Source organism: Pseudomonas sp. GW821-FHT04D07, assembly GCF_059420225.1.
In genome coordinates this window covers 103,798-123,466 of sequence record NZ_JBWKTH010000005.1, presented here as the reverse complement: position 1 = coordinate 123,466, position 19,669 = coordinate 103,798, and the positions used below count along the sequence as shown (strand labels likewise).

The window sequence follows — 19,669 nt, the reverse complement described above, 5'->3', positions numbered from 1 at the left end:
CATGGCTAGCGTAAATGCCTCCCACGACGATGACGATGATGCCCCAGTCGACAGCATCAACATCACGCCCCTGGTGGACGTGCTGATGGTGGTGCTGGTGATGTTCATCCTCACCGCCACCGCCCAGGTTTCGGGTATCCAGATTCACCTGCCCAAGGCCAGCGCCTCGGTGTCGTTGTCCCAGGCCAAGACCAAGGCCATTTCAGTCAACGACGGCGGCCAAGTGTTTCTCGACGCCTATCCGGTGACGCTGCCGGAGCTGGAAGAGCGCCTGCGCATCGAGAAGGCCCAGAGTCCGGACTTTCCGATCATCGTGCGCGGTGACGCCACGGTGCAGTACCAGAAAGTCATCGAAGTGCTCGACCTGCTGCGGCGCCTGGAGTTGTCCCAGGTCGGGCTGGTCACCGGCAAACCGACCCAGGGCTGACCATGACCGCGAAATTACCGATCAGCCCCGATCCCGTGAAGAAGTCGTCGTTGCGCCCGTTGAAATGGGCCGCGGGGCTGCTGCTGGGGGCCGTTGCGGCCTGGTTTCTGTGGCAATGGGCCCATGACATGAGCGGCGTGCGCCGGGAAGCGCCGAAGGTGCCGATGCTGATTCCGTTGCCGCCGCCACCACCGCCACCCGAGCCGGAAAAACCCAAGGAGCCGGAAACCCCGGTGGAAGCGAAGATCCCCGAACCGACCCCGGAGCCGGAACAGGTCAAGCCCCAGGACGAAGCGCCGCCGTCGCCGGTCAACGACCTGGAAAACCCGATGCAGATCGACGGCGACGCCCAGGCTGGCGGCGATGCCTTCAACATCGGCGCGGGCAAGGGCGGCGGCATGGCCGGAGCCGGCGGAGGGCGCCTGGGTAACGGCACCTACAGCCAGTTCCTGGCGTATTCCTTCCAGCGTTTGCTCAAGGAAGACCCGCAGCTGCGCAACCTGGCTTTTTCGCTGCAGACCGATATCTGGCTGAGCGCGGCGGGAGAGATCACTCGGGTCGAGTTGGTCAAATCCAGCGGTGATCCGAAGCTCGATGCCCAGGTATTGGCCGCTCTGCGCGCCGTGCCGCGTTTGAGCGAACGACCGCCGGCGTCGATCACCCTGCCGGTCCGTATTGCCTTGCAAGGCCGGCGTCCCGGCTAGTTCAACCCATTCGCAGTCTTGTCATAGGAGTTGTGTGCAAATGATTTCCAATGTGAATCGATTGAGCCTGGCGATCGGCCTGGTCATCGCGACCCTGGTGGGCCAGGCGGTAGCGGCGACGCCCGCGGCACCGTCGGAAAACGCCACGATCAACCTGATCCGCCTGCTGGTGCAGCAGGGTGTGCTCAAGCAGGAGCAGGCCGACGGCTTGATTGCCCAGGCCGAGAAAGAAGCGCTCCAGGCGCGCCAGGCCAGCGCGGTTGCCGCCAGCGGGCCGCCCGCGACGCCGGGTGAGGTGCGGGTGCAGTACGTCCCGGCCATTGTCCGCGAGCAGATCCGCGACCAGGTCAAGGCCGAAGTCATGGCCACCGCCAAGCAGGAAAACTGGGCCCAGCCCAATACCTTCCCGGATTGGGTCTCGCGCATCAGTTTTGACGGTGACCTGCGCCTGCGCGACGAGTCGCGCTACTACTCCAGCGGCAACAGCAACCAGATCGTCGACTTCGCCAAGCTCAATGCCAGCGGTCCCTACGACGTCAACCCGAGAAGCAGCACCAGCCTGCCGCCGTTGCTCAACACCCGTGAAGACCGAGCGGACTCCCTGCGCATTCGCGCCCGGCTGGGCATGAAGGCGGTCATCGCCCCGGACTGGACGGCGGGTATCCGCATCGGCACCGGCACCGACAACAACCCGGTCTCGACGACCCAGGTCCTCGGCGGTGGTTTCGCCAAGAAGGATCTCTGGCTCGACCAGGGTTACCTGACCTGGAAATACTCGGATCGCCTAAGCCTGACTGGCGGGCGTATCGCCAACCCGTTCTTCTCCACCGACATGCTCTATTCCCCCGACCTGAACTTCGACGGCGTGGCGGCGATCTTCAACCAGAAACTCAACGCCGACTGGGGCGTGTTCGGCACCGTCGGTGCTTTCCCCATCGAGTACAGTTCCGACACCGCCAGCAGCAATGGCTTCGACAAGCAGAAAAGCGCCGACAAATGGCTGTATGGCCTGCAGGGCGGGGCGACCTGGCAGCTCAGCCAACACAACAAGCTCAAGGGTGCACTGGCCTATTATCGTTTCGACAGCATCGAAGGCCAGCGCTCCGACGTCTGTCAGCCCTGGGCCGGGGACCCGGGTTGCAGCTCCGACGGCACCCGCGCCTCGTTCATGCAGAAGGGCAACACGGTGTTCCTGCTGCGTAACATTGCCCCCAACCCCGCGGCGCCGACCACCACGCCACAACCACAGTTTGTCGGCCTGGCCTCGCAGTTCAACCTGCTGGACCTGAACCTGGTGCTCGACAGCGACCTGCCGGAAGACTTCAAGCTGCGCAGCCAGGCCGACTTCGTCCACAACCTGGGCTACAACGAAGCTGAAATGAACCGGCGTGCCGAAGGCCAGATCGTCAACAACCTGGACAACAACGGCAATATCCAGAGCGGCGCCAACGCCATGATGGTCCAGTTCACCCTCGGCAACGCCCTGGAGCTCAAGCGCCAGGGCGACTGGAACGTGTTCGGCGGCTACAAGTACATCCAGCCGGATGCCTTGCCCGACGGTTTCAACGACTCTTCTTTCCACCTTGGCGGGACCAATGCCAAGGGCTACTTCCTCGGCGCCAACTACGGCCTGGACAAGAACGTGATCGCCACCGCGCGCTGGCTCAACTCGGAGGCGGTGTATGGCGCTCCGTTCGATATCGATGTCATGCAGCTTGAAATCAACACGCGCTTCTAAGCGCGAGGGAGACCCCATGAACATGCGAGCCCAGGTGCGTTGGTCGACGCTGTTGCTGCTGGTTGGTGTGGCGCTGGCCAATGGCGCGTCCGCCGAGGGTATGGAAGAGCGCCTGCGCACCCAGTTGCGTAGCACCACCCAGCAACTGCAAGCGTTGCAGAGCGAACAGGCCCAGGCCGGCGCGGCACGGATCGCCGCCGAGAACCAGGCCAAGGCGGCCCTGGCGCAGGTCAAACAACTCGAAGCGGAACTGGCCAAGGCCAAGGGCTTGAGCGAGCAGTTGGCCGGCCAGCAACAGAACCTGCAAAGCCAGGCCCAGGCATTTGCCGCGGCCAGCAACGAACAGTTGGGCAAGTTCAAGAAAGCCTATGACGACCTGCTGGTGCTGGCCAAGGCCAAGGAAACCGAGCGCGCGCGTTTACAGGTGCAATTGACCGAGCGTGACACACAAGTGCAGCAATGTTCGGTCAAGAATCAACAGATGTACGCGGTCGCCAAGGAGATCCTTGCCGCCTACGAAAAAATCGATGTGGCCGAGGTGATGAAAATCCGCCAGCCGTTTGCTGGCGGTGCCCGGGTCAAGTTCGAGGAAATGGCCCAGGTGTTCGGCGACAACCTCTACAAGAACCAGTTCGATGCGGCTCACGCAACCCTCAATCAATGACCCACAAGGAAGAACAACTCATGAGCGAACAACTGATCGAGCACGTGACCCCGGACAGCCTGACTGAACTGCTGCAAGGCGCCGGCTACCGGGTCAATCGCACCGAGCAGAACGCTATCGTGCAACTGCTCAGCGCCAGCCAGGGCATCGGTTATGCCGTGCGTTTCGGCAATCCGGCGGCAGACGCGGGCGGCTATGTCGACTTCACCTACAGCTGCGCCCTGCGCGTGCAAGGTGAACTGCCGGCCGGCCTGGCCGAGTTGTGGAATGCCTCGCGACGTTTTGCCCGGTTGTCGATACAGGGCGAGTTCCTGGTGATGGAAATGGACGTGGTGGTGGCCGCCGGTGTCAGCGCGAATTACCTGCGTGGCAACCTGGAACTCTGGGATCGTCTGCTACAGGAGTTCATTGTCTATCTGCGTGATTACAGCCAGCAGGCCGCGCAGTTGAACGCGGCGTCCCCGACGGCGACCCCGGCCATTGCAAGCACGGAGGAGGCGGCCCTGTGAAAAAGAGCACTTTTCTGGCCAGCGCCGGGGCGCTGGCCTTGCTGGCCGGGACGGTCACCCTGGTCATGCGTCCGGGTAACGATCCGGTGGCTGCCGTGCAGCCGGCGCCGGTCGTGCTGCAAGCGACGTCGAACGCACCAGCGGTGGCCCGCCTGGGCAACCAGCAAATCGACGCCCTGGAACTGAAAGCTGTGTTTGCCGCCTTGCCGGCGGATTCCCGCGAGCAACTGCGGGGTAATCGTGGCGCCCTGGAAAGCTGGATTCGTACTCGCCTGGCGGAAAAGGCACTGATCGAACAGGCCGATGCCCAGGGCTGGCCGCAGCGCCCGGATATCGAGCAGCAAACCCGCGCCGCCGCCGAGCAGATTGTCTTTCGCAGCTACCTGGCGTCGGTCAGTCAGGTACCGGCGGACTACCCCAGCACCGAGGAGCTGCAACAGGCCTATGACAGCGGAAAGTCCGCGTGGCAGACGCCGCCCTTGTATCGGGTCAGCCAGATTTTCCTTGCCGTGCCGGATCAGCAGTCGCTGGAAAGCGTGCGTAAACAGGCGGTGGAACTGAGTCGCCGGGCCCAGGCCGCACCGGGCGAGTTCGCTGCCCTGGCGGGGCAGTATTCCCAGGATCGCGACGGCGCCAAGCGCGGTGGCGATGCCGGCCTGCAACCGCTGCAGCAACTGCTGCCGGAGGTCCGTGGCGCGGTGTCCCGGCTCAAGACCGGTGCGGTGGCGGACCCGGTCCAGAGTCCGGCGGGCTTTCATATCGTCAAACTCAACGAAATGCAGCCGGCGCGTACCGCGACCCTGGACGAACTACGTGACCGTCTGCGCGAGGCCTTGCGCAGCCAGCGTCAGGAACAGATTGCCAAGGCCTACCTGGCGGGCATGCTCAACACCGCGACCTTGAGTATCGACGGTGCCGCCTTGAACCAGGTGCTGGAAGAAAAACCCTAACAAGAAATTGCCATTGGATGGTTGGGTGTCCCCGGATACCGACAGGGAGTCAGTATTATGTCGTTGAATGAACACGCTCCGCGTGCGGGCGTCATGGAGTACCGCAGTCCGAGTGAGCCGAACGAAGCCTGGCTGGCGTTGGCCAGGCTGATCGAGCCGCAGACGGCCCAGGTTTTTCTCGCCAGTGCCCGCTGCGGCTGCTTTATGCAGGCGGCGCGCAGTCTGAATATCAAGGCAACCCAACTGCGCAAGCTGTTGGCGTTGCTTGAAGAGCGTGTCAATCGGCCCTTGTTCGCGTACCAGGGCAGCGCACTGATTCTCAGCCGCGACGGTCAGCAGTTGCAGGCGCAACTGATCGCCCTGGCCCATGAGCGGCGCCTGCCGATCATGGAGCAACCGCTGGTACGCCTGGCGATTGCCGAGTCGATCCTGCACGACATCCTCGGCCGTGACCTGATCGCGTTGCTGCGCCGCAATGCCAGCATCCGCCTGGAAATCATCCCGGTGGACAGTGTGATGTCCTTGCAGGCCCTGAGTGCCGACGTGGTGGTCTGGCTATGCGGCCCGGACACACCGATCACGGCTCCGAGCTTCGCCATCAGCCCGCCGCGACCTCTGGCGCGACTGGATTACCTGCCGCATATCGCCAAGCGCTATTCGCGAGTAGCGGCGCGCCCGGACGTGATCGCCGACCTTGAAGACTACATGCTGGTGCAATGGCAGCAGGATCGGCAGATCGACGACTTCCAGCCGTGGAACCACCTGGTGGAGCAGCGCCTGGCGGGGGTGGTGCAGGTGCACGCCTATGAACTGATGTTGGAGATGATTCGTTGCAGCGCCTGCATCGGCTTGTTGCCTTGTTATATCACTCGTTTTGACAGGGGGGTGGCGGCACTGCCGGGGCTGTTCGACGAGCCCATGCAGCGTCGCGCCTGGCTGGCGACCCGCCGTGAAGCCGAGGGCAGGGAAGAGGTGCAGTTGATCGTCGATCTGGTGCTGGGCACGTTCAGGGAGCGGCGGGAGTGGTTTGAGTAGCGAAAAGTAAGTGATGCCCATGCTACCGGCTGACCGCGCCGGCAGCCTGGGCGATTAAAGGGAAATAACCTTTGAAAGCGGGGAGACTGGCTCCTCGTGGGGACCTTGGAAAGGCTAAAGCCAAAATATTGGCTATTTTTTTGGATGTATCCGAGAGGATAAATAATACGACATATTGTTGACGGTTTAGCGTTGATATCCCACTATGGCGACCTTGAGTGATTGACTTTTCTCATGTTTTTTTGACGCCAGCGTTCTGAAGGCTCTCCATAAAAAGGCGACACAGCCCTTAAAAAGAGCGCGGGTACCGCATGTGCCAGCTTCAGGCGATGAAGATTGCTATGCTTTTTTCTTTTGGGATGATTTATGTCTGCCGAACGGATACTGGTAACAGGGGGCGCTGGGTTCATTGGCTCTCATCTTGTGGATGCGTTATTGGCCAAAGGCCATGCCGTTCGGGTCCTGGACGATCTTTCCAGCGGCAAGGTGAGCAACTTGCCGATGAACAATCCTGACCTGAAGCTGGTGATCGGTGATGTCGCCGATGCCGCCACCCTGGCTGAAGCCATGCGGGGCTGCGGTGCGGTGGTGCACCTGGCCGCAGTGGCCTCGGTCCAGGCCTCGGTCGAAGACCCGGTGCGCACCCACCAGAGCAATTTCATCGGTACCCTGCGGGTTTGCGAAGCAATGATCGCCGCCGGTATCCGGCGTGTGGTGTTCGCCTCCAGCGCGGCGGTGTATGGCAATAACGGGGAGGGCACCGCGATAGATGAAGACACGCCCAAATCCCCCCTGACACCCTATGCGGCGGACAAACTCGCCAGCGAGTACTACCTGGATTTCTATGGTCGCCAACATGGACTGGAACCGGTGATCCTGCGCTTCTTCAATATCTTCGGGCCTCGTCAGGACCCGTCATCGCCGTACTCCGGGGTGATCAGCATTTTCAGCGAGCGGGCGAAAACCGCGCGGCCGATCACGGTGTTCGGTGACGGTGAACAAACCCGTGATTTCGTCTATGTCGAAGACCTGGTGAAGATCCTTGTCCAGGCTCTCGAACGGGTGCAACCTACGGCCGATGCCACTAATGTCGGGCTCGGCGGCGTGACCACCCTTAATGACCTGATTGCCGCCCTGGAACAGATCAGCGGCAAGCCCCTGAACCTGAGCCATGCCTCGGCCCGCGCTGGAGACATCAGGCATTCCAAGGCGGACAACCGCCGTTTGTGCGAGCGCTTTGAGCTAGGGGCGCCGACCACCATGGCCGAAGGTTTGGCACGACTCTATCGCAGTCTTTAGTTATATCGTCTTGCACGCGCCTGATTGCGCGGCGCCGGTAGTCTGATGTTGCGCGGATTGATCTACTAAAGAGTGAGTTATGGATATCGAGTTTCCCCGAGCGCGCGTCTGCAAAGTGGTGCGGCGTCTGTTTACCGCGTTGGCATTGTGTGTAACGAATTCAGTGGTACAGGCCGCCCCGGCGGCTCCCGCCAGTGTCGGCTTCTGGTACGCAGAGCGGCCGCCGCTGGCGGAGTTGGCGCAGTTCGAATGGACGGTGGTCGAACCCGGCCATATGTCCAGCGCCGATGTCGCCACCCTGCGCAAGCTTGGCAGCCAGCCATTTGCCTACCTGTCGGTGGGCGAGTTCGACGGCGACCGGGCCGCTCTGGACAAGGAAGCGCTGACACAGGGCGCGAGCGCCACCCGTAACAAAGCCTGGGACAGCCAGGTCATGGACATTGCCACGCCGGCCTGGCGGGAACATCTGTTCAAGCGTGCCCAGGCGTTGCAGGAACAAGGGTATGCCGGTCTGTTCCTCGATACCCTCGACAGTTTTCAGTTGCTGCCCGAAGTCAACCGCGAACCGCAGCGCCAGGCGCTGGCGTCGTTCCTGCGCGAGCTGCACCGTCGTCAGCCTAGCCTTAAGCTGTTTTTCAACCGCGGCTTCGAGGTGCTGGGCGAACTCGATGGCGTCGCCTCGGCCGTGGCCGTCGAATCTATCCATGCCGGTTGGGATGCCTCGGCCAAGCGTTATCGCCCGGTGTCCGAAGCCGACCGCAGCTGGCTTGAAGGTGAACTCAAACCCCTGCGGGCCCGGAATATCCCCTTGGTTGCCATCGACTACCTGCCAGCCACGCGGCGTGAAGAAGCCCGCAAACTGGTCCGTCAGTTGAGCCAGGAAGGCTTTATCCCGGTGGTCACGACCCCGGACCTCAATGCCATCAGCATGAGTACCGTGGAAGTCCAGCCACGGCGCATCGCCATGCTCTATGACCCGCGCGAAGGTGAACTCTACGATCACGCCGGCCACCGGATGCTCGGTGGCCTGCTGGAATACCTGGGTTATCGGGTGGATTACCTGCCGGTCGACGACAGCTTGCCGTCCTACAGCTTCGCCGGCTTGTATGCCGGGGTGGTGGTGTGGATGACCAGCGGCCCGCCGCAAGACAGCCGTGCCTTTTATAGCTGGATCGGCAAGCGCCTGGACGAACAGGTCCCCCTGGCGATTATGGCCGGCCTGCCGATCGAAGACCACGCGCTGCTCAAACGCCTGGGCCTGAACCTCGCCGCGCCGGGGGCTCGCGATACCTTGCAGGTGCTCAGCCAGGACAAGGCGCTGCTCGGTGCCTTTGAAGCACCAGTGGTCCCACGCAGCCGCGAGTTGACCCGGGTGACGCTGCTGCCCGGCGGACCGCAACCGGCCTTGTTGCTGGGTGACGGCAAGGGCGGCAAGTTCGCCCCCGTGGTCACTGGCGACTGGGGCGGCATGGCCCTGGCACCCTATGTTGTGGAAGCCAACATCGAACGGACCCGCTGGATTCTCGATCCGTTCGCGTTCATCCAGAAAGCCCTGCGCCTACCGGCCCAGCCACGCCCGGACAGCACCACCGAGAACGGCCGGCGAATCGCCACGGTGCATATTGATGGCGACGGTTTCCCGTCCCACGCCGAAGTACGCGGCACACCGTATTCCGGGCGCCAGGTGCTGGCCGACTACATTCGTCCCAATCCGTTCCTGACCTCGGTGTCGATCATTGAAGGCGAGGTCGGGCCCAAGGGTATGTCGCCCTTCCTGGCCCGGGAACTGGAACCGATCGCCCAGGAGATCTTTGCCGATCCCAAGGTCGAAGTGGCTACCCACACCTACAGCCATCCGTTCTATATGCAACCGGACAAGGCCAGGCAGGATGAAGATTTCCATGCCGAATACGGCCTGCGGCTGAATATCCCGGGCTACAAGACCCTTGACTACCAGCGCGAGATCGTTGGCTCGCGGGACTACATCAATAGCCGCCTGACCACGGCAAAAAAGCCGGTGAAGATGATCTTCTGGCCGGGTGATGCGTTGCCAAGCGCGGAAACCATCAAGCTGGCCTATGACGCCGGGCTGAAGAACGTCAACGGTGGTCAGACCATCCTGACCAAGGCCAATCCGTCGCTGACCGGCCTGTATCCGTTGTTGCGGCCCACCGCCGGCGGCTTGCAGTATTACGCGCCGGTGATCAACGAGAATATGTACACCAACCTGTGGAAGGGCCCGTATTACGGCTTTCGCGATGTGATCGATACGTTCGAGTTGACCGACAGCCCACGGCGCCTGCGCGGCATTCATTTGTATTACCACTTCTATTCGGGGACCAAGCAGGCATCGATCAAGGCCATGACCGACATCTACCAGTTCATGCGCGGCCAGCAGCCGATGTCGTTATGGATGAGTGATTACCTGGATCGGCTTCACGGTCTGTACCTGGCCAGCCTGGCCCGCACCGGCGAGGGCGACTGGCAAGTGCGCGGGATGGATGGCTTACGCACCCTGCGCCTGGATCCGGCACTCGGCTGGCCGGACCTCGGCCGCTCCCAGGGCGTGGCCGGTGTCCGGGACCTGCCCCAGGGCCGCTATGTGGCGCTGAGTAGCGACCGCGCGCTGTTGGCCCTGCGCCCGGAGCGTGATCCGCGCCCGGCGCTGGAGCTGGCGAATATTCCCTTGCTTGACTGGCGGTATGTGAATGACCAGCAGGTGACCTTCGCCTTCGCCGGCGAATTCAACCTGGAGTTTTCGGTACGCTCGGCCGGCGCCTGCCGGGTCGAGGTTCACGGGCAACGTTACGTGGGCCGGGCCGAACAAGGCCTGTGGCATTTCCAACTTCCGCTGAAGCAGGTGAGTGATGCCCAACTCCTCTGCAACTAAGGCTAAAAGCACGCGGCTGCTCAATCCCTGGGCGCTGCTGCTGGTGGCGATCGCCGTCGGCGTGCTGCTGTGGGCGACCTTTCATAATGAAGATGCATTTCGTCCCAAGGGTGGCGCGCCGGACGAGGTCTCGGCCAGCTACGCGGAGGTGTTGCTGGCGGCGCACCCGGAGAATAGCGAGCTGCGCACCCAGTTGCTCGACCTGCTGATCCAGCTGGGTGAATACCCACGCGCGGAAAAGCATCTGGCTGATTGGCCGCAAGCCGATTCGACGCTGAAAGCCTATTATCGGCTGCAACTCGATGCCCTGGCATTGAACAGCAGCAGCGATAGCCCGGCATTGCAGGCGCTGGCCGAACGCTTCAAGGCTTTCGACTACAAGTCGTTGCCAACGCCCCAACTCGAACACTTGGCGCCGTTGGCCCTGAGCGCCCAGGCGCCGGGTCTGGCCGCGGATAGCTATGCCGAACTGGCGCGCCGCGATCCACAGCGGCGTGACCAATGGCTGGCCGAAGCGGCGAAATGGTACCTGGCCAGCGAACAACCTGGGCGGGCGGCGGACCTCTATATACAGTTGCTCGATAACAGCCAGAAGCCGCAACAGCGTCGCCAGTTCCTCCAGGAAGCTTTCAAGGGCCTGGTGGAGGCGGACCGTGGCGATCAGGCAGTCGAGTTGCTCGCCAGGCAACTGGCCGCGCAACCTGAGGCCAGAGCCACCCAGGGATGGCTCGATCCGAGCCTGCTTGACCAAGGTGTCGATGTCGCGGTGGCCCATGACCGCGTGGACCTGGCCGAGCAGTTTTTTACCGAATGGCGCAAGTTGCAGCCTGACAGCCCGCAAGTGCTGGCCAAGGAGTTCAAGCAGCGCCTGGCCTTCGGCGACCTGCCGGGGGCGCATACGGTAGGCCTGCAGCTGCTCGAGCAGCAGCCGGACGATCCGCTGTTGCTGGAGCAGATGGCGCATATCGCCGAATGGCAGGCCGACTCGGCTGCGGCGCTGGGCTACTGGATCAGCCTGAGCGAGCTGCGTGACAACCCGGCTGAACTCGAACACACCTGGCGCCTGGCGATGCAGACCTACGATTTCGATCGCGGCATACCGGTGCTGGCGGGGATCATGCACAAGCGAGCGCTGAGCAACGTCGAGCTCGATGCCCTGGTCTACGCCGAAGAGTCGCGCGGTACGCCGGAGCAGGCTGAAACGTGGTTGCGCGCTTACGTCAGCCAGTATCCGAAACACCGCCTGGCCTGGGTCCGCCTGTTGCAGAACCTGGAAAACACCGAGCAGTATCCGGCACGCCTGGCGGTCTGGCGGAACTTCGCCAAAGGTTTCCCGCTGAGCAGTACCGAGCGCGTGGACTGGGCCAACAACCACCTCAAGCTGTTTGACAGCCAGTCGGCCTGGAAGGTGATCACGGCGGTCGATGGCAACAAGATCAATGATCTCGGCTATTGGCAATCCCGCGCGGCGCTGGCCTGGGACCTGGAACTGGACGACGAGCTGCGGCTCGCGCTGGAGAAGATGCTCGCCATCAAGGGCTCGCTCAATAGCGGTGACGAGAGTGAGCTGATTGCCCTCTATCGAACCCGGGATCCACGCAAGGCCTTGCAGTTGACCGTCGACAGCTGGAAGCAGGGCCACGCCCCGCAGCGCCTGGTGGCCGCCTTGCAACTGGCCCAGGAACTTCAGGACTGGCCGCTGGTGATCGATCTGCTCAAGGATGCCGAGCAGTATCCGGACGCATCCGAACGCTCCCAGGTGCTGGCGGCCCGTGGCGCGCTGGCCGTGCAACAAGGGCAGAGCGAGGAGGCCTTGCGTTTGTATCGCCTGGGGTTGAGCCGTTTCCCGGATGACAATACCTTCCGTGAGCGCCTGCTGTGGCTGTACGTCGACCTGGGCCGTAGCGACGAAATCAAACCGTTGTTGCAGCAATGGCGCGCCCTGGCCCGCAGCGACAGCAGCTTGTGGCTGCCGTTTGCCGCCGCCAGCCAGTTGGTCGGACGCAACACCGAGGCCCTGGCCTGGTATCGCCTCTATCTGCAAACCAACGCCGGCGACTGGATGGTCCAGGCGGCCTATGCCGATGCGCTGGAAGGCGCCGGTTATGCCGAGTCGGCCCAGCGCTTGCGGCTCAAGCTCAACCGCGAGGTGACGCCGGAGCAGATTCGCGCCACCCCACAGGGCTACAGCACCTGGTTACGCCTGCTGGCCAGCAGCTATTCGTCGCGCAAGGCACAGAACCAGGCAATGCAATGGCGGGATGGCTCCAAACCGATGCTGCAACTGTGGTTCGACCAGTTGCTGGCACGGCTGGATAACCTCAATCAGTCGGCGCAGAAAGACGACTGGCTGGCCTGGGCCCGTAGCCGTGGTCTGAAGATCAATGGCTACGAGCAGATCCAGGAAGCCCTGCGTGGCAGCAATCGTGCCGCATTGGAACACCTGGTGAGCAGCGGCGAGTTGGATCCGGCGCAGCAGGTCGAGGCGCTCAATAGCCTGGGACGCGGCGCCGAAGCCCTGGCCGTGGACCTGTCGGCACTGGGCGACGATCAGCCGCCGGCGATCCGTGAGCAGTTGCGCCGCCAGGCCATTGAAATGACCGAGCGTACCCCGCAGGGCGTGCTGATGGCCTGGGAGCGGCAGGACTACGGTGGACTGGTATTCAACGGTCCACGGCTGACCACCGCGCGTTATCTGAACGACAACTGGTACGCCAAGCTGGTGCTGGAGCAGGGGCAATACAGTGGCGACAGCGTGGATCCGTCGCACCTGGGCACCGAGACTAATACCGAACTGACCCTGCAGCGGCAACTGGAGAGTGGCCATTACAAGCTGATCTTCGACAGCAGCCTGCGCCAGGACGATGACCGCAACGGTCTGGGTGTCAGCCGGACCTGGCAGGTGGACAGCGGCAACGAACTGGATGCTGGCGCCGACTGGCACCGCAAGAACGAGGACAGCGGGCTGATGCGTGCATTCGGTCGCCAGGATGATCTCTGGGCGGGTGGGCGGCATCGCTACTCGGCCCGAGACCAGCTGTCCTGGAACCTGGCCCAGCGCTGGTTCGCGACCCGCGGCGGCGATGACCTGGGCAACGGCCAGGCACTGAAGATCGAGTTCGACCACACTTTGCAATTCGAAGGGCCGAACTGGGAACTGCGCAGCGGCATCGATTATCAGCAGAACAGCTTGAACAACCACTCGCTGGCCAATCTGGCCAATACTCTGGGCGGGGGCATCGACCTGGCCGGGCTCGAACTTGATGATCCGAGCCAGATCACCAGCCAGACCCTGCTGCAGAAACAGTACGGCCAGTGGTTCTTCGGCAGTTCCTGGCGGCGCGGTTTCCCCGGCGCACTGAACCGCACACGGGGGCAGTACACCTGGCTGGTGGATCTCAGTACGGGGTGGCAGTGGACCGATAACACCATCAACTACGCCATCAGTACCGGTGTCGGCACCGAGGTGTTGGGCAATGACGAATTGGCAGTGACCTTCGGCTACCAGTCGGCGCCACAAGGCGGCACAGGCAAGTCCGGCGGTACCGCGGGTGTCAGTTACAGCGTGCGTTTCGGACGCTGATCATGGAATTCAAAGAGGAGTTAACCTTATGCAATCGATTCGTTGCGTGAGTCTGGCGATGGCCGCCGTGTTGATGGCCGGCTGCAGCAGCTTTACCGGCCAAAGCAGTCCGGAACTGTCGAGCAAGGCCCGTTGGGGGGTATTGCCCCTGGCCAACTATTCCCAGACGCCACAAGCCGGTGAGCGCGGCGAGCAGATCCTGCTCAGCGTGCTGAGCAGCCGTGGCCTGCAACCGCAGGTCTATGCCGGCGCGCCAGGGCAGGGTGAGCAGGCCCTGCTCGACGATAACGAACGCCTTGCCGGGGCGATGGACTGGGCCCGTGAGCAGAAGCTCGACTATGTGCTGTCCGGCAGCGTCGAGGAGTGGCAGTACAAGAACGGCCTGGATGGCGAACCGGCGGTGGGCATCAGCCTGCGGGTGGTCGAAGCCGGCACCGGCAAGGTCCTCTGGAGCAATAGCGGTGCTCGCGCCGGCTGGTCCCGCGAAAGCCTGGCCGGTGCGGCCCAGAAGGTCCTCGACAAGCTTGTCGGCGGCCTGCGGATCGAGTGACGGCGATGAACTCTCCACACATGGACTACGCGCTGGCACCGCGCGCCAGCGGTCCGGCGTCATGGCTGGAATCCTTCCTGGTGACCGCGCTGGTCATCGGCTTCGGTCTCTGGCTGACGCCCGAAGACCCGTTGCAGGTACATGGCGGGTTTCCCTGGTCGTTATTGGCGCCGCTGTTGCTGGGGGTCCGCTATGGCTTTGTCCGTGGCCTGATCAGTGCCAGCCTGTTGGTGGCGACGTTCTTCGTTCTGCGCCAGTCGGGACTGCAAGGCTACGCGCAGATCGCGCCGTCCTACATTGTCGGCGTGCTGGTCTGCGGGATGCTGGTGGGCGAGGTGCGAGATTTGTGGGAGCGGCGCCTGTTGCGCTTGCAGATGGCCAACGAGTATCGCCAGTACCGGCTCGACGATTTCACCCGGGCGCACCAGATACTGCGAGTCTCCCACGATCGCCTGGAACAGCGCCTGGCGGGCAGCGACCAGAGCCTGCGCAGCTCGTTGCTGGGCTTGCGTGAGCGCCTGCGCGCCGCGCCCAATGGCGAAGATTCGCTGTCGTTGCTGGCCGAACCGGTGCTGACCTTGCTCGGCCAGTACGGTTCGTTGCGGGTGGCCGGGCTGTACCGTCTGGAACTGCCGCGCAACGCCGCACCGAGCTTGACCCTGTTGGCCGCCACCGGGGTCATGGGGCCATTGGACAACCAGGACCTGCTGGTCAGATTGTGCCTGGAGCGCGGAGAGCTGGTGAGCGTGCGCGAAGAGCTGATCGACGCCGGCGGCCAAGCCTCAGTGTCGTCGCTGCAGGCGTGTATACCGCTGGTGGATACCGAGGGCCGGATGCTGGCGATCCTCGCGGTCCGGCAGATGCCGTTCTTTGCCTTCCAGGAACGGACCCTCAGTCTGCTGGCCTTGCTCGCCGGGCATATTGCCGATCTGCTGGAACACGATCCGCAGGTGCTGCAACTGGCGGACGCCGACGCCCAGCACTTCACCCGTCAGCTCAAGCGTTCGTTGGTGGATGTCGAGCGGCACGGTTTGTCCGGCAATCTCTATGCCTTCGAGCTGAGCCGGAGCAACGATGAGCTGGCCCGGCTGTTCGAACGCAGCCAGCGTGGACTGGACCTGCACCTGACCCTGACCAACAACCGCGGGCATGCGTTGTTGCTGGTGCTGTTGCCGCTGACCAGCGCCGAAGGCGCCCAAGGTTATCTGATGCGCCTGGGCAAGCTGATCCACGAACACTTCGGCATGAGCGTGGAGTTGTCCGGCCTTGGGGTCAATGTCTTGCCTTACGATCTGGAGTCGGCCCGGCAACGGGACGGGCTGCGTAACTTCCTGCATAACGAGTGTGGCCTGAATGTTCAGCAAGTGGCTGTTTAGCGGGGCGCTGTTTTTCGAAGCCGGGAGCTGGGCCAGTCTCACGACACGCCTGCCCGACCCGCAGATCGCGCTCCTGTACACCATGACCCATGGCATCGCCTGCGGCCTGTTGACCGCGGCGGTGTGGCTATTGCTGCCGGCGCGTTACCGCGCGCCGCTGCCATGGAGCCCGTTGTTTATCTTCAGCCTGGCGTTTTTTGTGCCGCTGATCGGTGCCGTGGGGGTGATCGCGGCGATCTTTCCGGCGCTGTACCTGCCACGCCAGCGCGAGACGCAGATGTGGCAGGCGGTGGGTATTCCCGAGCTGCCGTTTCGGGCGCAGACCCAGCTGCATTCGCCGACCTTCGGCGACAGTGGCCTGCAGGATGTGTTGCGCCATGCGTCGGACCCGGACCAGCGTCTGGCGGCACTACTCGCCACTCGACGGATGCCGGGCAAGGAAGCGGTGCCGATTCTCAAGCTGGCCCTGGGCGATCCGAGCGATGATGTCCGTCTGCTGGCGTATTCGATGCTCGACAAGCAGGAAAGCGATATCAACCTGCGTATCCAGTCTTCCCTCGCGCAGTTGCCTGGCGCGCCCATACAGAAGGCTGCGGCCTTGCACGCCACGCTGGCCCGCTGGTACTGGGAACTGGCCTACCTGGGCCTGGCCCAGGGCAGTGTCCAGCAGCACGTCCTCGGCCAAGCCGGCGAGCATGCCGAGCTGGCGCTGAAAGCGGGCGAGGGCGGTGAGTTGCTGCTGCTGACCGGGCGCATTGCCCTTGAACGCGGCGATATCGGCAAGGCGCGGCTGCATATGCGCCAGGCCGAGCAGGCGGGCATGGACCCGGCCAAGGTCCTGCCGTTCAGTGCTGAAATCGCCTTTGAAAGCGGACGCTATAGCGAGATTCCCGGGCTGTTGAAAAGCCTGCCGCCGGAGTTGCAACAACGTCCGCCCTTTGCCGGGCTGGTAAGGACCTGGACATGAAAAAGCCCGTCAACCCGACGCCAATCGCCGATGTCTGCCTGTTGCTCGAAGGTACCTGGCCCTATGTGCGCGGCGGTGTGTCCGGCTGGATTCACCAACTGATCCTCGGACTGCCGCAACTGACCTTTTCGGTGCTGTTCATCGGTGGCCAGCGTGAAGCCTATGGTCAGCGGCGCTATGAGATTCCGGCGAACGTGGTGCATATCGAAGAGGTGTACCTGGAGGAAGCCTGGCGCAATCCGAAGCGCAAGCGGGTCGCGCACAGCGCGTCCCTCGAAGAGCTGAGCAATCTCTACCGCTATCTGCACAACCCCGAGAAACCGGCCGCCGAGCTGGGCTTTGGCGTGCTCAACGCCCTCGCCCAGGGGCGGATTACCCTGGACGACGTGCTCTATAGCCGCCCCAGCTGGGAGGCGCTGACCGAAGGTTACGAGCAACATTGCGCCGATCCGTCCTTCGTCAACTATTTTTGGACCCTGCGCACCATGCAGTCGCCACTGTTGATGTTGGCCGATGCGGCCCGACGGATGCCGCGAGCACGGGTCCTGCACTCGATTTCCACTGGTTACGCCGGGCTTGTGGGCTGCATCCTCAAGCAATTGTGGGGTTGCCAGTTGCTGTTGAGCGAGCATGGAATCTACACCAAGGAACGCAAGATCGACCTGGCCCAAGCCAGTTGGATCGCCGAAAGCAACAACCAAGCGCTCAACGACAGCATGACTACCGGCACCGGTTACATCCGCATGCTCTGGGTACGGTTCTTCGAACGCATCGGCTACCTGGTGTACGAGAGCGCCGACCAGATCATTGCCTTGTACGATGGCAACCGCCAGCGGCAGATCAAGGACGGCGCGCCGCCAGCGCGTACTCAGGTGATCCCCAATGGCATCAACCTGGAACTCTGGACCCAGGCCCTCAACGCCCGTGCCGAAGGGATCGCACCCGTGGTCGGGCTGATCGGCCGGGTGGTGCCGATCAAGGATGTGAAGACCTTCCTGCGCGCCATGCGCGGAGTGGTCAGTGTGATGCCGGGAGTCGAGGGTTGGATCGTCGGACCAGAAGAGGAAGACCTCGAATACGTGGCCGAGTGTCGCAGCCTGGTGGCCAGTCTGGGCCTGGAAAAGCAGGTGCTGTTCCTCGGCTTCCAGAAAATCCAGGAGATCCTGCCGCAACTGGGCCTGATGGTTCTGACCTCGATCAGCGAGGCGCAGCCGCTGGTGATTCTCGAAGCCTGGGCCGCCGGCACGCCGGTGGTGAGCAGTGACGTCGGCTCCTGCCGCGAACTGATCGAGGGCGGCACAGCGGCCGACCGTGATCTCGGCCTGGCCGGGAAGGTGGTGGCGATCGCCGATCCGCAGGCCACGTCCCAGGCGATCACTGACCTGCTGCGCAGCCCCGAGCGTTGGAAGTCGGCCCAGGCCGCCGGCTTGCTGCGGGTTCACCGTTACTACAGCGAGACCTTGATGATCGACCGTTATCGCACGCTTTATCACGCAGCCATGGGGATTGTGTAAATGGCCGGCATCGGTTTTGAACTGCGCAAGATTCTCTCGCGCGACTCTTACACCGCGACACTGCACGCGTATGTCTACGCGGGTCTGATCAGTTCCGGCCCCTGGGTCCTGTCGATTCTCAGCGTGATGCTGGTGGGGGTCATCAGCCTGGGGCTGGTGATCCCGGAGGTGTTGATCCGCGAGTTCCTGATCACGGTGACCTACCTGATGGCCACGTCGCTGATCCTCACCGGCGGTTTGCAGCTGTTTTTCACCCGTTTCGTCTCCGACCGCCTGTTCGAGCGCAAGTACGAGCAGATCCTGCCGAACCTGGTCGGCGTGCTGCTGCTGGTGACCCTGGGCTCCGGGCTGTTGGGCATCATCCTGTTGGCCACGCTGTTCGACCAGCCGCTGGTCTACCGGCTGCTGACGCTGGCCAACTTCGTGGTGCTCTGCAACCTGTGGCTGGTAATCATCTTCCTCTCCGGGATGAAGGCCTATAACCGCATCCTGCTGGTGATGCTGGCGGGTTATGCGCTGATGGTCGGCAGCGCGTTCTTCCTGCGTCACCTGGGGATGGAAGGCTTGCTGCTGGCGTTGTTGCTCGGCCACAGCACACTGCTGTTCCTGTTTCTCTACGACATCCTGCGTGAGTACCGCGCCGAGAAGCTGGTGGCCTTCGACTTCCTCGATCGGCGCCAGGTATTTGTCAGCCTGCTGCTCACCGGGTTTTGCTACAACCTGGGGGTCTGGATCGACAAGTTGATCTTCTGGTTCAACCCGGACACTTCGAGCCAAGTGATCGGACCGATGCGCGCCTCGATTCTCTATGACTTGCCGATCTTCCTCGCCTACCTGGCGATCATTCCCGGGATGGCGGTGTTCCTGGTGCGGATCGAGACCGATTTCGCCGAATGGTACGACCGCCTGTTCTGCGCGGTGCGTGATGGCGAGACCTTGCAGCATATCGCTTCATTGAAGGCCGAAATGACCTTCTCGATTCGCCAGGGCCTGCTGGAAATCTGCAAGGTCCAGGGGCTGACAGTGGTCCTGTTGTTCCTGTTCGGTCCGCGCCTGCTGGAGTGGCTGGGCATGTCCAGCTACTACTTGCCGCTGTTCTACATCGACCTGATCGGGGTGAGCATCCAGGTGGTGTTCATGGCGATTCTCAACGTGTTTTTCTACCTCGACAAACGGGCGATCGTGTTGGAACTGTGCCTGTTGTTCGTCGTGCTCAACGCTGCATTGACTGTGCTCAGCCTGCACTTGGGGCCGAGTTTCTTCGGTTACGGGTTCACCTTTTCGCTGCTGGCCTGTGTGCTGCTGGGGCTGGCCCGGTTGTCGACCGCGCTGGACGATCTGGAGTACGAAACCTTTATGCTGTCGCGCTGAGGAGCAAGACGGTCTTGGGAGAGTCAATCCGACTGCCGGAGCAGGCTTTGTCAGCCGGTCGTGAATCACTCTACACTGGCTGCTCTGGTTAT

15 protein-coding genes are annotated in these 19,669 nt (G+C 62.7%); all 15 read left to right on the top strand.

The window, feature by feature from the left end:
• Window position 1 precedes the first annotated feature (1 nt).
• The 15 genes from AC07T0_RS09310 to pelG all read left to right on the top strand — a co-directional run bounded on the left by AC07T0_RS09310 (window position 2) and on the right by pelG (window position 19,577).
• Window positions 2-427: an ExbD/TolR family protein gene (locus AC07T0_RS09310; RefSeq protein WP_103495630.1), complete on the top strand. Its 426-nt coding sequence runs from the start codon at window positions 2-4 to the stop codon at window positions 425-427.
• A 2-nt stretch (window positions 428-429) separates the two neighbouring features.
• On the top strand, window positions 430-1,131 hold the full coding sequence (locus tag AC07T0_RS09305; RefSeq protein ID WP_495000885.1) for an energy transducer TonB family protein: 702 nt from the start codon (window positions 430-432) through the stop codon (window positions 1,129-1,131).
• Between the two features lie 40 nt (window positions 1,132-1,171).
• Window positions 1,172-2,869 carry a putative porin gene (locus AC07T0_RS09300; RefSeq protein ID WP_495000884.1) on the top strand — a complete coding sequence of 566 codons (1,698 nt, stop codon included), beginning with the start codon at window positions 1,172-1,174 and terminating at the stop codon, window positions 2,867-2,869.
• 16 nt (window positions 2,870-2,885) lie between these two features.
• Entirely contained in the window at window positions 2,886-3,533 is a 648-nt protein-coding gene (locus tag AC07T0_RS09295; protein ID WP_495000883.1) for a DNA repair protein, read from the top strand.
• Between the two features lie 20 nt (window positions 3,534-3,553).
• Window positions 3,554-4,042, top strand: a complete 489-nt coding sequence (locus AC07T0_RS09290) for a YbjN domain-containing protein (protein ID WP_495000882.1) — start codon at window positions 3,554-3,556, stop codon at window positions 4,040-4,042.
• A gap of 65 nt (window positions 4,043-4,107) precedes the next feature.
• Entirely contained in the window at window positions 4,108-4,992 is an 885-nt protein-coding gene (locus AC07T0_RS09285) for a peptidylprolyl isomerase (protein WP_495001025.1), read from the top strand.
• Between the two features lie 57 nt (window positions 4,993-5,049).
• Window positions 5,050-6,027, top strand: a complete 978-nt coding sequence (locus AC07T0_RS09280; RefSeq protein ID WP_495000881.1) for a LysR family transcriptional regulator — start codon at window positions 5,050-5,052, stop codon at window positions 6,025-6,027.
• A 366-nt stretch (window positions 6,028-6,393) separates the two neighbouring features.
• Entirely contained in the window at window positions 6,394-7,326 is a 933-nt protein-coding gene (locus tag AC07T0_RS09275; RefSeq protein ID WP_495000880.1) for an NAD-dependent epimerase/dehydratase family protein, read from the top strand.
• A gap of 79 nt (window positions 7,327-7,405) precedes the next feature.
• Window positions 7,406-10,216 carry a bifunctional glycoside hydrolase/polysaccharide deacetylase family protein gene (locus tag AC07T0_RS09270; RefSeq protein ID WP_495000879.1) on the top strand — a complete coding sequence of 937 codons (2,811 nt, stop codon included), beginning with the start codon at window positions 7,406-7,408 and terminating at the stop codon, window positions 10,214-10,216.
• Window positions 10,194-13,799: a tetratricopeptide repeat protein gene (locus AC07T0_RS09265; protein WP_495000878.1), complete on the top strand. Its 3,606-nt coding sequence runs from the start codon at window positions 10,194-10,196 to the stop codon at window positions 13,797-13,799. Before AC07T0_RS09270 ends, AC07T0_RS09265 begins: the two co-directional genes overlap by 23 nt.
• Before the next feature lie 28 nt (window positions 13,800-13,827).
• Window positions 13,828-14,349 carry a penicillin-binding protein activator LpoB gene (locus AC07T0_RS09260; RefSeq protein ID WP_495000877.1) on the top strand — a complete coding sequence of 174 codons (522 nt, stop codon included), beginning with the start codon at window positions 13,828-13,830 and terminating at the stop codon, window positions 14,347-14,349.
• Between the two features lie 5 nt (window positions 14,350-14,354).
• The gene (locus AC07T0_RS09255; protein ID WP_495000876.1) at window positions 14,355-15,725 is read left to right on the top strand and encodes a PelD GGDEF domain-containing protein; all 1,371 of its coding nucleotides are present in this window, start codon (window positions 14,355-14,357) and stop codon (window positions 15,723-15,725) included.
• Window positions 15,703-16,692 (top strand): HEAT repeat domain-containing protein, encoded by a 990-nt coding sequence (locus tag AC07T0_RS09250; protein WP_495000875.1) that lies wholly within the window; start codon window positions 15,703-15,705, stop codon window positions 16,690-16,692. Before AC07T0_RS09255 ends, AC07T0_RS09250 begins: the two co-directional genes overlap by 23 nt.
• Window positions 16,689-18,206 (top strand): GT4 family glycosyltransferase PelF, encoded by a 1,518-nt coding sequence (pelF, locus tag AC07T0_RS09245; RefSeq protein WP_495000874.1) that lies wholly within the window; start codon window positions 16,689-16,691, stop codon window positions 18,204-18,206. Before AC07T0_RS09250 ends, pelF begins: the two co-directional genes overlap by 4 nt.
• Entirely contained in the window at window positions 18,207-19,577 is a 1,371-nt protein-coding gene (gene pelG / locus AC07T0_RS09240; protein WP_495000873.1) for an exopolysaccharide Pel transporter PelG, read from the top strand. It abuts the gene before it with no gap.
• Window positions 19,578-19,669: the final 92 nt, after the last annotated feature.